8 protein-coding genes are annotated in these 13973 nt (G+C 55.0%); 3 read left to right on the top strand and 5 right to left on the bottom strand.

Annotation, left to right across the window (positions count from 1 at the left end):
- Positions 1-4: 4 nt before the first annotated feature.
- Genes GE278_21770 through fes form a run of 3 tightly spaced genes read right to left on the bottom strand, consistent with a single transcriptional unit; the run spans position 5 to position 5520 of the window.
- Positions 5-3907 carry an amino acid adenylation domain-containing protein gene (locus tag GE278_21770; GenBank protein ID QLK63729.1) on the bottom strand — a complete coding sequence of 1301 codons (3903 nt, stop codon included), beginning with the start codon at positions 3905-3907 and terminating at the stop codon, positions 5-7.
- A 40-nt stretch (positions 3908-3947) separates the two neighbouring features.
- Positions 3948-4190, bottom strand: coding sequence for an MbtH family NRPS accessory protein (locus GE278_21765; GenBank protein QLK63428.1), 243 nt, complete (start codon positions 4188-4190; stop codon positions 3948-3950).
- Positions 4177-5520 carry an enterochelin esterase gene (gene fes / locus GE278_21760; protein QLK63427.1) on the bottom strand — a complete coding sequence of 448 codons (1344 nt, stop codon included), beginning with the start codon at positions 5518-5520 and terminating at the stop codon, positions 4177-4179. The genes GE278_21765 and fes overlap by 14 nt, the downstream gene beginning before the upstream one ends.
- A 270-nt stretch (positions 5521-5790) precedes the next feature.
- Between fes and GE278_21755 the strand changes: the two genes are divergently transcribed.
- Positions 5791-8076: a TonB-dependent siderophore receptor gene (locus tag GE278_21755; protein ID QLK63426.1), complete on the top strand. Its 2286-nt coding sequence runs from the start codon at positions 5791-5793 to the stop codon at positions 8074-8076.
- A 55-nt stretch (positions 8077-8131) separates the two neighbouring features.
- Here the strand turns inward: GE278_21755 and GE278_21750 are convergent, their stop codons facing one another.
- Positions 8132-9199, bottom strand: coding sequence for a YncE family protein (locus GE278_21750; protein ID QLK63425.1), 1068 nt, complete (start codon positions 9197-9199; stop codon positions 8132-8134).
- A 316-nt stretch (positions 9200-9515) separates the two neighbouring features.
- Here GE278_21750 and norV point away from each other — a divergent pair, with 316 nt between their 5' ends.
- Entirely contained in the window at positions 9516-11021 is a 1506-nt protein-coding gene (norV, locus tag GE278_21745) for an anaerobic nitric oxide reductase flavorubredoxin (GenBank protein ID QLK63424.1), read from the top strand.
- A complete protein-coding gene (norW, locus tag GE278_21740) occupies positions 11018-12151 on the top strand; it encodes an NADH:flavorubredoxin reductase NorW (protein QLK63423.1) in 1134 nt (377 codons plus the stop codon). The genes norV and norW overlap by 4 nt, the downstream gene beginning before the upstream one ends.
- An 82-nt stretch (positions 12152-12233) precedes the next feature.
- On the opposite strand, the gene norR is transcribed toward norW, so the two are convergent.
- A complete protein-coding gene (gene norR / locus GE278_21735; GenBank protein QLK63422.1) occupies positions 12234-13751 on the bottom strand; it encodes a nitric oxide reductase transcriptional regulator NorR in 1518 nt (505 codons plus the stop codon).
- Positions 13752-13973: the final 222 nt, after the last annotated feature.

Genomic DNA, 13973 nt, shown 5'->3' with positions numbered 1-13973 from the left:
AGGGCTATACGGTTAAGGTTCTCAAAATCCGGTTGAGCATAGGTCCCAGCGTTTTGAAAGACGACGGAGAGACGATGTCAACGTGCGCGCAATCGAGCGTGTGTACCTGAAGTTCATCGACATAATCCGCCCACGTTTTCTGCACATCCATCCCCTGCGGCAACGTCTGACTGGCGACAAACAGCGTGGCCTGACCGTTAAAACGTGCGGTTTTAGTGGCAGACAGCAGCCGCACCGAGTCCGCATAGTTGGCTTCGATATGGTCAAACATAGTCTGACGGGCTGCGGTCTGTTCACTATTCAGTGTCTCTTCAGACGCAGCGCGGAACTGAAGCCGTTCGCGCTGAATTTCCTGCAAGACGTCGTCGTCAGGCTTCGTATCCCAGCTTTGCGTTTCCGGCGGATAAGTATCCAGCAGCCCGAGAAATGCGACCTCTTCCCCCCTTGCCTGCAGGCGCGCCGCAAGGCCCTGCGCCAGCGTGCCGCCGAGGGAATAGCCGATAAAATGATAAGGGCCGTGCGGTTGCACCGAGAGTACGGTTTGCAGATGCGCATCACATACCTGCTCCATGTTCTGACACACCGCCAGCGGCCCCTCAGGATGTGGCGACTGGATACCCATCACCGACCAGTGTTCGTCGAGATAGCGAGGCAGCACGCTAAATTGCCATGCAAAGCCTGAGGCCGGGTGCAGGCAGAACAGCGTCGGCCCCTGACCAGTGCGCAGCGGTAACAGGGCATCAAAACCGCTGCGATCCGCTTCTTCCTGCGAGTGGTTTTCGGCCAGAAGATGCGCCAGTTTTTCTACGCTCGACGCCACCATCACCTGCCCGACTGATACTGGTTTACCCAGTTCGCGGCGCAGGTCGGCAGCAAGCCGCATCGCCAGCAACGAATGCCCGCCGAGGGCGAAAAAGTCGTCGTCGGCAAAGACCTGTTCGCATTGCAACAAACGCCCGAACAGCGCAGCGATGTCACTTTCCAGCCCCGGCAGCGGTTCGCGCCCCTGCACCGTCGCCGCGCTTTGCGGTTGCGGTAAGGCTTTTCTGTCGAGCTTACCGTTGGCGCTGAGCGGCAATGCCTTAAGCGTAATCAGTACCACCGGCACCATATGCGCCGGAAGGCGTTCCGCCAGCACGGCACGCAAACTTTCGCCATCCAGCGTGACTCCTGATTGCGCAACCAAATAGCCAACCAGCTGGCGTGCGTCGCCGCCGGTGGCATCGCTCTGGACTGCACCCAACGTCATAGCTTTCGTCACCGCCTGCTGTACACCGGGCAGGGAAAGCAGCGCATGATCAATTTCGCTGAGTTCGATGCGCTGACCGCGTATTTTCAGCTGGTCGTCGCTGCGTCCGAGATATTCCACTGCGCCGTCAGGCAGCCAGCGCGCCACATCACCGGTGCGGTACATGCGCCCGCCCTGCCCGAACGGATCCGCCACAAAACGGCTGGCGGTCAGATCCGGCCTGCCAAGATAACCGTGCGCCAGCTGGTCGCCGGTCAGATAAAGATCGCCCGCCACGCCCGGCGGTACCGGCTGAAGGCGGGCATCCAGAATGCGCATTCCGGTGTTCCATACCGGCAGGCCGATCGGTACATTCGCGCCTTTTACCGCCGCCAGCGCATCGCCCCATGCCGGATGCCAGCTGACGTCTACCGCCGCTTCCGTCGGCCCGTAGAGATTGTGCAACGGCACGCCGGTTTTGTGCTGCCACAGGCGGCAAAGTTCAGCGGGCAGCGCTTCACCACTGCAAAATACCTGCCTGAGAGAAGCGCATTGTGCGATGGCCTGCGGCGTGTCCAGCGCGCTGACAAACGCTGCCAGCATGGATGGCACAAAGTGCAGCGTGGTCACCTGATGCTGTTCAATCAGGCTCAGTAATTGTTGCGGATCCCGGTGCGCGTCCGGCGGTGCCATGACTAAACGCGCGCCCACCATCAGCGGCCAGAAGAATTCCCAAACCGAGACATCAAAACTGCAGGGCGTTTTTTGCAACACGACATCCTGATTGCCGATCGGATAGTGATCCTGCATCCACAGCAGCCGGTTGACGATGGCCTGATGCCCGACCACCACGCCTTTCGGGCGGCCGGTCGAGCCGGAGGTGAAGATCAGATAAGCCGCGTGTTCAGGCGTCGGGGCGTTTACTGCGAAGACCGGCGTCGAGAGCTCAAGCGGCCTCTCCACCAGCAACACCTGCCCCTGACTGCTGAAGCGGGCGAGCTGGTCAGGGTGTGTCACAACGAGACGCGGACTGGCATCCTCCAGCATCATCCGCAGACGCTCATCGGGATACCCGGTATCGAGCGGCAGGTAGGCTGCGCCGACCTCGACAATCGCCATCAGCGCCAGTGACAGAAATACCGAGCGCGGCAGCGCGACGGCGACAATATCACCGCGCTTTACGCCCTGCTGAATCAGCTGCTGCGCCAGCGCCGCAACCTGCTGGCGGGTTTGCGTATAGCTGAACTGATGGTGCTGATCCGCCAGCGCAGGCGCGTGAGGCGTTCGTTCTGCCTGCTGCGCCAGTTGCTGGCTCAGGGTACTTTTTACGACGTCGCGTCCGGTGGCGTTGACCCTTTCGAGCAACTTGTGGTCCGCTTCACTGAGCAAATCCGCTGCGCCGACCTTCAGCGTGGCGTCCTGTGCAAACTGTCTCAGCAACGCGGGCAGACGCTGCAAATGAGCATGTAATTCGTCCCGGTCATAGCGTTCGGCGTTGGCCAGGAGATCAACCGTCAGCGCCCCGTCTTCCCCGATATGCAGTGAAATCTCCAGATCACGCACCGGCCCGGAAACCAGGTCATGCGTAATACCCGCGACACCGTTAAAATCAAGGTGATAATCGAACATTTTGAAGTTGAATACGGTGCCGTAAAGCGGCTGCACATCGCCGGCCAGACCGAGATCCCGCGAGATTTGCTCGGCGTCGTAGCGCTGATGGCGGCGGACAGTTTTCAGCTCATGGCGCAGGCTGACGGCAAGTTCCGTCAGGGTGGCATCGGGATTGACGTGCATAGCCACCGGCAAAACGTTGATGACCGGGCCGGTTGCGCACAATGCCGCTGAGCCTATACGGCGCATAAAGATAAAACCGCCGCAAAAAGCCGTCTGGCCACTGAGACGCGATACCCAAAGTGCCAGCAGGGCGATGGCGATATCGCTGGCCGTCAGTTGCTGTGCCGTCTCCAGCGCGACCAGCGCGGCGATCGGCCCGGCCTCGCAGGTACATGACAGCCGGTGCAGACGCACGGAAGGCACCTGCCCGGCGAGAGGCTGCGGGCAGACGGTTGCCGGTGCGGGCAACGTTTTGGCTTTTTCGCGCCAGAATGCGGCGTCACGTGTAAACGCCGGACTTTGCTGATAATGCGCATACTCCTCAATCACGTCGCGAAAGGGTGTAAACGGCGAAATGACCGGTGTTCGCCCCTGTGATATCGCGGTGTAAAGTTGGGCAATACGACGGGCGATGGCAGTAAAGCTGAAACCATCGACCTGAATATGGTGATAACGCTGATACCAGAACCAGCGTGCGTCACAGATCCGCATAAGCACATGCCGGTGCAGCATTTTACCGCTGAGAATGCGCCTTTCTTGCGCCAGATCCTGACGCATTAAGTTCAGCGCGGCCTGTTCAGGATCCGCGGACTGACGCAGGTCGATGCACTCCGGGGCAAAAGCCGGTGACTGCGCGCACGGTGTTTGCAACGCAATGCCGTCACGCTCTTCAAAGCGCATCGTGAGGGTATCGGCTTCGTTCAGCCCCTGAACAATGGCCTGCAACATCGCATCAACGTCAAGCGCGCCATCAATTTCAATATAATGCGCGACAGTGTAAGCGTTACCGTGCGGCGAAAGCTGATCCGCCATCCAGATGCCGGGTTGCGCCGCTACCAGCGGCATCGCGCGGTCAGTCTTACTGGCTACAGGTAATACAGACGTGTCAGACACCGGCATCCTCCTGTTTTGCAACGGCCGCATCATGCAGACGCAGCGAGTGCGGACGCATATCGCGCCAGTGCTTTTCCAGCCATTCAGCACAGTGCGTTCTGACTGAGGGGCCGAACACCATGCGCCAGCCTTCAGGCACGGCGAGTGCTTCCGGCCACAGGCTGTACTGCTTTTCATCATTGATCAGCACGCAGCAGACCGCCTTGTCGTCATCAAACGGATTACAATTTTCCAAAGCTTTCTCCTTGCGGTTCACACGCGGGTTGAGTCGCAACAAAATGTGGCGACCACAACATTGCCAGGCCGTCCATCAGTCCACCGCGCCAGCACAGCGCGTCATGCCCGCCCGCCACGGCGCGGTAATGCACCTGATACGAAGAAGTGTGGAGCAACGTCACCAGTTGCTGATTCATCCGGTGGATCAACGGCTCGTGAACGCCCGCTTCCAGGTAAATTTTCAGCGGGGCTCCCTTGCCGACGCCCTCTTCTATCTGACGTAAAAGCCAGCCCGACTCGTCGCCGGACTGACCCCGCTGCGGCCACCAGAATGAGCCGGACTGACTCAGCGCACAGCCAAACGTCTGCGGCCAGTGCAGGCAGGCGTAAAGGGAAGAAAGGCCGCCAAAACTTTGACCTGCGATGACGGTGGTTTCCGGCGAATCACGAAAAGGCGCCCACGCGCGCAACTGCGGCAGAAGCTCTTCCTGCACTGCCAGCCAGAAATCGGCATTGCAGGTCAGCTCGCGGCTGCGATGTTCGTTGTCGATCACTTCAATCAGCAGATAAACGGCTTCCGGCAGCGCGCCCTGCTCCGTCAGCTGATGCAGCGGTTCCCAGACCGGCATCTGCTGGGACCAAAACTGGCCGTCGAGCACGATAGCCAGCGGACGCGACGCCGGATCGTTTTCACCGGTGGTGTAAACCCAGACGGTGCGGCTGTTGCCAAGGCGCGGGCTGTGCCACTGGTGTTTTTGTAAGACGGTGGGCGGCGCAGGCGTGCACAGGCCACAGCCGGTGGCGAAGTTATCGAAATCGCGCCAGGCAGGTTGCGGCGGTGCATCCGGCATATGCAAGCCGGACACGCGGTGTCCCCGGCCGCCGGACCAGCTGCGATGGGCATTGAGAAGGTCAGAAGTGGAAGTCCTGAAGCAGTCACGCCACCAGTGGCGCAGTGCCATCATATTGGCGCGGGCATCGTCAGCCTGCGGGGAAAAAGACCGGCTTTCAGTGGAAGGCATGAAGCTGTAGCTTCCGCGCCAGCCCGCTTCCATTTCTGTTTGCCAGAACCAGACATCGGTGCCACTCAGACGTTGCAAACTGCGTGGAGGGTTGGACTGATGATGATCCGTTTTGCCGGTAATATTGATCCACACGCGCTGATACGCCGAGGAAAACTCACTGCCCTGCGGGTCACGCCAGAAGAAGGTGACCTTCCAGTTCCCCCGTCCGGTGGATTCAATCCAGGGCGTTCCGCGTCGGGCAATGTCCAGCCACCAGCGGTCACTTCCCGCATGCTGACTGGCCAAAAGTGTGCCACTTTCAGACTCTGGTTCCATTTTAAACATCCCTAATACCGTTGTGGTTGTTTTGTTTAACATACCAATAACTTAATAATTAATAACGAGTTACATCATCAAAGAATTTGTCAGGATTGAGCCAAACGATAAAGTGAATGGTATTGATAATTGTTTGCATTTGCAATAGTGTGTGTCAGCCCATCAGGGTTGGGCAGTTTTGACGACACACACGACAACCGATCCCACCACTGGTTTTTACCCCTTTACATGCAGCCTGTGCAGCCAGCGGTTAACGGATATACCGGACCAGGAACGCAAATGAACAACAAATTGTCACATTACTCTTTAGCGACACTTTTAGGATTAGGCCTTGGCGCCACCACTTTTTCGACCTCTGTCAGCGCCGCAACGGCGCCTGCCCCCTCTGCTGAAAATACATCGGAAACGGCTGACAGCAGTGAAACCAAAGATGCCCGTGGCGACACCATTATGGTCACCGCCGCGCAGCAGAATTTGCAGGCACCGGGCGTCTCGACCATTACGGCAGAAGAGATAAAAAAACGCCCTCCGGCGCGCGATATCAATGAACTTATTCGCACCATGCCCGGCGTCAACCTGACCGGTAACTCCACCAGCGGCCAGCGCGGCAACAACCGTCAGATTGATATTCGCGGGATGGGTCCGGAAAATACCCTGACGCTGATTGACGGTTTGCCAGTGACCAGCAGAAACTCAGTCAGACAAGGCTGGCGCGGCGAGCGTGACACCCGTGGCGACACCGCCTGGGTTCCGCCGGAAATGATCGAACGTATCGAAGTGATCCGTGGCCCGGCGGCGGCCCGTTACGGCAACGGCGCGGCAGGTGGCGTGGTGAATATCATCACCAAACGCGATACCAAAGAGCTGCACGGTTCATGGAATACCTACATGAATGTGCCGCAGCACGATGACGAGGGATCGACCAAACGTACCGACTTCAGCCTTTCCGGCCCGCTTGGCGATCAGTTCAGCTTCCGCCTGTTTGGTGGCTACAGTAAAACGCAGGCTGATGCTCAGGACATCAACCAGGGGCATCAGTCTCTGCGCACCGGCACCTACGCCGATACCCTGCCAGCGGGGCGTGAAGGGGTCATCGATAAAAATATCAATGGCCTGCTACGCTGGGATTTCGCGCGTATGCAGTCACTGGAATTTGAAGCGTCAGGTGGTCGTCAGGGCAACCTTTATGCCGGTGATACGCAAAATACCAACACCAGCGATCTGGTGAAAAGCATGTACGGCGAAGAGACTAACCGGATTTATCGTCAGTCCTATGCCGTCACTTATCGCGGCGGCTGGGACAACGGGGTCACTACCACTAATTATGTTCAGTACGAAAAGACTAAAAACTCACGCATGAACGAGGGTCTGGCTGGCGGCACCGAAGGTATTTTTGCCAATGACGGATTCAGCACCACCAATCTGACTGATGTGCTGCTGCACAGTGAACTCAGCGTGCCCTTCGATTTCATGATCCCGCAGACCGCGACGCTCGGTACGGAGTGGAATCAGCAAAAAATGAAGGACCCTTCCTCTAATACCCAGGCGATGCTCGGTGGAAACATTGATGGCGTAGACAGTGCCAACCGAAGCCCGTACTCCTCGGCAGAGATTTTCTCTTTATTTGCCGAGAACAATATGGAGCTGACGGACAGCACCATGCTGACGCCGGGCCTGCGCTTTGATCATCACTCGATTGTCGGCAACAACTGGAGCCCGTCCCTTAATCTTTCTCAGGAACTGGGTGACGACTTCACGCTGAAAATGGGGATCGCCCGCGCCTATAAAGCACCAAGTCTCTACCAGACCAACCCGAACTATGTGCTGTACAGCAAAGGTCAGGGCTGCGCCGCCAGCGCCGGAGGCTGCTACCTGCTGGGTAATGACGATCTGAAAGCTGAAACCAGCATCAATAAAGAGATCGGGCTGGAATTCCATCGCAACGGTTATCAGGCGGGTGTGACCTACTTCCGCAATGATTATCGCGACAAAATCGAAGCAGGATATTTACCGAGCGGCACCTCAACGAATGGTAAAACCGATGTATATCGCTGGGAAAATGTGCCAAAAGCGGTGGTTCAGGGGCTGGAAGGAACGCTGAACATTCCGGTGACAGAGACCGTCACGTGGAATAACAACGGCACTTACATGATTGAGAGCAAAAACAAAGAGACCGGCGATTATCTGTCGATCATTCCTGAGTTTACGATTAACTCAACGCTGAGCTGGCAGACCACGGAAGACCTCTCGCTGCAATCCACCATGACCTGGTACGGTCGTCAGAAGCCGAAGAAATACAACTACAAAGGGGAAGCGATCAGCGGAAGCGAAAAACAGGAAGTCAGCCCTTACGCGGTGTTTGGCCTGAGCGGGACTTATACGGTGAACAAATATGTCAGCGTCACCACCGGGATAGACAACCTGTTCGATAAACGTCAGTTCCGTCAGGGGAACGCCCAGACCGTCGGCAATGCCACCACCAACGCCTACATGTACGGTGCAGGTGCAGCCACTTACAACGAACCAGGCCGTACTTACTACATGAGCCTCAATACTCACTTCTGATTTAGCGTGAGCCAAAAAAATGCCGCGACGGAGTCATCCGCGCGGCATTTTTTATTTAACCGGTGAAGTGAATTCGCAGAACGTCATCCGGTTCGCTGGCCTCTTTCTGCTTCGAGGAAGCCTGCTTAACGCTCACGAACAACGTCTGACCATCTTCGGACAGTGCCAGACTGTTAGGGTGTACCGGCGTGTCGATCGTGTGCAGCACCTTGTAAGATTTGGCGTCGATCACGCTGACTTTTCCTGCCTCACGGTGGGTCACGTAAATTTCGTTACGAACCGGATTGAACAGAACCGCCAGTGAGACCGGCACATCGATTTTATGCAGCACTTTGCCGTTTTCTGTATCCACTACCAGCAGTTGCGGTGATTTAGAATCCGTGACAAAGGCGCGATGCATAGCCGGGTCCAGCGCGATGTTCAGGTAAAAGTGTTCAGCATCGGCGTCCAGTTTTACGCGCGCGATAACCGTTTGGGTTTTGGTATCGATGGTGATGAACTCATTGTCCGCGTTGGTGACATACAGACGCGACGCGGCGCTGTCGAGCGCCAGACCGGTGGCGTATTTCCCCAGCCCCTCAATGGTTTTACGCAGTTGCAGCGTACCGGCGTCAATCACCCACACCACGCTTTGATTGCCTAATCCGCCCATATACACCGTGTCGGTGTTCTCATCGACGACCAATTCACGAGGCGCCAGCGGACGCTCAGTTTCCGTGCGCGGACGCTTATCCAGTACCAGCGACCCCTTCACTTCCCCGCTTTTTGCATTCACGGCAGTAATGGCACTGTTAACGGTATTTCCGAGGAACAGAGTATCCGTCTTCTTATTCATCGCCAGACCAAATGGTTTCAGCTCATTGGGAAGAGTTTGAGTGATGCTGAGCGTCGTCGGATCAATACGGTATAACACGCCGCCTTTATCCAGCTTACGGCTGCCCGATGTCGCCAGATACAGCGCCTGCGGTGAGCGATAAACCAGCTCGTAAGCGCCTTTGCTGACCGGTTTGCGATCGACAGTAAACGTGCTTTCGGCCAGCGCTGTGCCGGAAGTGATCAGTGAAATTAACAACGCCAGCGGCAGGATACGTTTTTTGATTAAGGGACAGGTGAAGCGTGCCATAAATCCTCTCAGACAAGATGATAAAATAACAGCGGCGGGCGCTTTCATACATCCTTTTAAACCACCCGCGCCGGAAAATTATTATCACGAATGATAATGCTTATCATTCTAATTAGATTTGGCGTAAAAAACTACGTCTCAGACTAAGATAAAGAATGTCAAAAACACAATCACCTTGTCATATCGACACTTATTTTTATTGTCAAAATGACACATTGTTAACATTACACCCTATATATCAATGCAATAAAATCTGGCACGCACTTTGCTATCTACAGATATCTCTCATCGATTTATTCATCAGAAGGTATCTCACATGGCGATTCAGGTTAAAAACAACATCACTTGGGTAGGACAACGCGACTGGGAAGTGCGTGATTTTCATGGGACTGAATACAAAACCTTGCGCGGCAGCAGCTATAACAGCTACCTGATCCGTGAAGAGAAAACCGTATTGATCGACACGGTTGACCACAAATTCAGCCGCGAATTTGTCCAGAATCTTGAAGCAGAAATTGACCTGACCACGCTGGATTTCATTGTTATCAACCATGCAGAAGAAGACCACGCGGGCGCATTAACGGAGTTGATGTCGCGCATTCCTGATACCCCTATTTACTGCACGGCGAACGGCATTGATTCAATAAACGGTCATCATCATCATCCGGAATGGAATTTCCATATCGTTCACACCGGCGATACGCTGGATATCGGTAACGGCAAGCAGCTTATTTTTGTTGAAACCCCGATGCTGCACTGGCCTGACAGTATGATGACTTACATTACCGGCGACGCCGTGCTGTTCAGCAATGACGCTTTTGGTCAGCATTATTGCGATGAGCATCTGTTTAATGATGAGGTCGATCAGAACGAACTCTTTGAGCAATGCCAGCGCTATTATGCCAACATCCTGACCCCATTTAGCCGGCTGGTCGGGCCAAAAATCCATGAAATTCTCGGCTTCAATCTCCCCGTCGATATGATTGCTACCTCGCACGGCGTGGTATGGCGCGATAATCCAACACAGATTGTGCATCAGTATCTGGAATGGGCGGCGGACTATCAGGAAGACCGTATCACGGTGTTTTACGACACCATGTCTAATAACACCCGCATGATGGCTGACGCGATGGCGCAGGGTATCAGTGAAGTTGACCCACGCGTAAAAGTGAAAATTTTCAACATTGCGCGTCACGACAAAAATGAAATACTGACCAACGTATTTCGCTCGAAAGGTGTACTGGTTGGTTCATCAACCATGAACAACGTCATGATGCCAAAAGTCGCCGGAATGCTGGAGGAACTGGCTGGCCTGCGATTCCGCAATAAGAAAGCCTCGGCCTTCGGCAGCTATGGCTGGAATGGCGGCGCGGTGGATCGCATTCAGACACGCCTCATGGACTGTGGTTTTGAAACGACTCTGGCACTTAAAACCAAATGGCGGCCAGACCGCGATAATCTCGAAGTTTGCCGTGAACACGGACGGTATATCGCGCGCCAGTGGGCTCTTGCTCCTTTGCCGGATGCAGCGCTTGAGACATCGGCAGCAGCAGAACAGACTGCGCCAGTGCCCGCAGTGCCAGTCCTCAGCGCAATGTCTCAAGCTCAACCCGCAGCCGCTTGTCACACCACGGACGATAATGATCTGGGACCGCGTATGCAGTGCAGCGTATGTTTGTGGATTTATGATCCTAAACTCGGCGAACCGATGCAGGACGTCGCACCTGATACACGCTGGGAAGAGGTTCCGGATGATTTCCTCTGCCCTGAATGCGCCATGGGAAAAGATGTTTTTGATACCCTGGCGGAGGAGGACAAATGAATAACGGCATCTTAATCATCGGTTCAGGTTTTGCTGCCCGGCAACTGGTCAAAAATCTGAGAAAACAGGATGCTGACGTTCGTATTGTGCTCATTGCCGATGACAGTTGTGATGAATACAACAAGCCGGATCTGAGCCATGTCATCAGCCAGAATCAGCAGGCAGATGCACTGACGCGAGAAACGTCTGAGAGTTTTGCCAGACAAAATAATCTGGAGCTGTATTCCGATACCCGGATCACGGCTATCGATATTGTCGGCAAAACTGTGTCAGGCCGGGAACGCAGCTGGCAGTATGACAAACTGGTACTGGCGACCGGCGCATCGGCAATTGTGCCGCCGATCCCCGGAAGCGAGCATATGATGACGCTCAACAGCCAGCGGGAATACCGTGAATGTGAAAATCAACTGCAACAGGCCCGACATGTGCTGATCCTCGGCGGCGGCCTGATAGGTTGCGAACTGGCAATGGACATGTCACGCGCCGGGAAACAGGTCACGGTGGTGGATCAGTCCTGCTGTCTTTTGTCTTCCCTCATGCCCGCCGAAGTCAGCAGCCGTCTGCAATATTGCCTGCAACAAATGAGCGTGGAACTCGCCCTAAATCAGAAATTGACCGGCCTGCAACGTTCCCGCGAAGAACTGGTGGTAACGCTGAATAATGGCAGGGAGATAACGGTGAATGCGGTGGTGTCCTCGGTGGGTTTACGGCCTGACACGCAACTGGCGATGCAGGCTGGCCTGCGGGTAAACCGGGGGATTGAGGTCAATGACGCCTTACAGACATCCGCACCCGATGTGTACGCGCTGGGAGATTGCGCAGAGATCGAGGGCAAAGTCCTGCCCTTCCTGCAACCCATTCAGTTCAGCGCCATGACATTGGCCAAAAATCTGCTTGGCGCACGCCACGGGTTAACGCTGCCCGCCATGCTGATCAAAGTTAAAACCCCGAATATGCCGTTGCATCTGGCCGGTGAAACGCAGCGGAAAGATTTAACCTGGACCATCACCACTCAAACGCAGGGTATGGTGGCTAAGGGTTTTGATGCGGATGAGCAATTACGGGCGTTTGTCGTGAGTGAAGATCATATGAAGCAGGCCTTTGCTCTGCTTAAATCACTGAATGCCTGAATCGCTGTGCTTAAAATTTATTGCTGAGTGTTTGATAAGCCACCTCTTGCCGGGGTGGCTTTTTTATCTTCCAGAGTCTGTTTTATTTCAGGCCAAGCCGTTTCGCCAGCCGGTGTAAATTGCCGCTGTCCACATTGAGTTTCCTCGCCGCCGATGCCCAGTTCATATCGCATCCGATCAGCGTTTTATGAATGATATTCCGCTGAAACTGGCTGGTCATGGTCGCCAGATCGGCCTGCACTATCGCTTCCTCATGACTTTCTTTTACAACATCCGCCTGCACGTCGCCCTGCAAATTAAAATGCTGAGGCAATAACTCAGTGACCATGCCGTTTTGCGTCGCACGGGCAAGCACCGCCGCACGATAGATGGCGTGCTCCAGTTCGCGGATATTTCCCGGCCACGGATAACATTCGAGTAAAGTGAGCGCATCACCACTCAGCACCAGCTGCGCCAGGCCGAGTTTTGCGCGATACCGCTCGCTGAAATATCCCGCCAGTAACGCAATATCGCTCACCCGCTCACGCAAAGCGGGGATCACTACCGGGAAAACGCTCAACCGGTGGTACAAATCTGCGCGGAACTGCCCGCCGACCACGGCTTGTTTCAAATCACGATTGGTCGCCGCCAGAATGCGGACATTGACACGTTTCATACTGTCATCACCAACGCGCTGCAAATCACCGTACTGAATAATGCGCAACAATTTCGCCTGCAGGGACAACGAGAGCTCACCGATTTCATCCAGAAATAATGTCCCGTTATCGGCCAGCTCAAATTTCCCCACCCGATGTTGAATGGCGCCCGTAAACGCCCCTTTCACATGACCGAATAATTCACTTTCCGCCACACTTTCCGGCAACGCCGCGCAGTTTAAATACACCAGAGGCTGCGACGCACGCGCCGAGCCTTTATGAATAGCGCGGGCGACCAGTTCTTTACCTACGCCGGTTTCACCCAGGATCAGAACATTTAAATCCGAGCCGGCTACAATGTCGATTTCCTGCTTAAGATGCTGCATCCCGGAAGAGGAACCGATAATTTCATCCGCGTCGCGCGCCACACTGTTTTCCCGAACCAGTTCCGGAATCGCTTGTTTTTCCAGGGTTTCCACCAGCAGCGCGTTATTCAGCGCCCCGGCTGCCAGCACGCTGATGAGCTGTAACTCCTCATCACTGAACTGATCAAATTGCCGGGGATTCAGGCTGTCAAACGTCAGCGCGCCAATGAGATTCTGATCGGCAAATAAAGGCAGACCAATGCAGGCGTGAACTTTCAATTCGTCCTGACCGGGGATCAATCCGTCGTAAGGATCCGGCAAATCACTGTCCTCAGGAAATCGCACCACATGCCCTGCACGGGCGATCGCCTCCAGCCGTGGATGCTGGTTCAGCGCAAAACGCCGTCCAAGAACATCCTGCGCCAGCCCGTCAATCGCCAGCGGGCGGAACTGTTGCTGCTCAAACCGCAACAGCGCCGAGGCATCGCAGTTCAGCAGTTTGCGCAGACTGCTGACTAAAACGCTGAAGTGATCCCGGCGTGTCAGCCCGGTCTGTAATTCTATGGCGATCGCGGCAAGAGACTGAATGGAAAGAGGCATGGTCACGGCTTAGTTAAAGGAAAGGCACTGGCATTTTAGTATGAAGTCATCGGTTAAACAAAAGTCCTCGATCCGCGCATTTCAAAAACCCCTGACCTGTAACCATCTGCAAATATCTTCATTAAAAAGTGCGTTAATTATGGCGGAAGTTTTCTTAACAACTAATTAGCAATTAAAGCTAAAGGTTGAAACACAAAAAGGTATCTATTGGGATCGTGGCTG

The sequence above is a fragment of the Enterobacteriaceae bacterium Kacie_13 genome, from assembly GCA_013457415.1.
Lineage (GTDB): Bacteria > Pseudomonadota > Gammaproteobacteria > Enterobacterales > Enterobacteriaceae > Rahnella.
Note: the sequence above shows the minus strand (reverse complement) of the source record. Positions and strands in the feature narration are given on the sequence as shown.

Bases quoted from the DNA above. Each gene is read 5' to 3' on its own strand.
- GE278_21770 (QLK63729.1), bottom strand. From the start codon at position 3,907: ATGCCGCTGGTAGCGGCGCAACCCGGCATCTGGATGGCGGATCAGCTT.
- fes (QLK63427.1), bottom strand. From the start codon at position 5,520: ATGTTTAAAATGGAACCAGAGTCTGAAAGTGGCACACTTTTGGCCAGT.
- GE278_21755 (QLK63426.1), top strand. From the start codon at position 5,791: ATGAACAACAAATTGTCACATTACTCTTTAGCGACACTTTTAGGATTA.
- GE278_21750 (QLK63425.1), bottom strand. From the start codon at position 9,199: ATGGCACGCTTCACCTGTCCCTTAATCAAAAAACGTATCCTGCCGCTG.
- norV (QLK63424.1), top strand. From the start codon at position 9,516: ATGGCGATTCAGGTTAAAAACAACATCACTTGGGTAGGACAACGCGAC.
- norW (QLK63423.1), top strand. From the start codon at position 11,018: ATGAATAACGGCATCTTAATCATCGGTTCAGGTTTTGCTGCCCGGCAA.
- norR (QLK63422.1), bottom strand. From the start codon at position 13,751: ATGCCTCTTTCCATTCAGTCTCTTGCCGCGATCGCCATAGAATTACAG.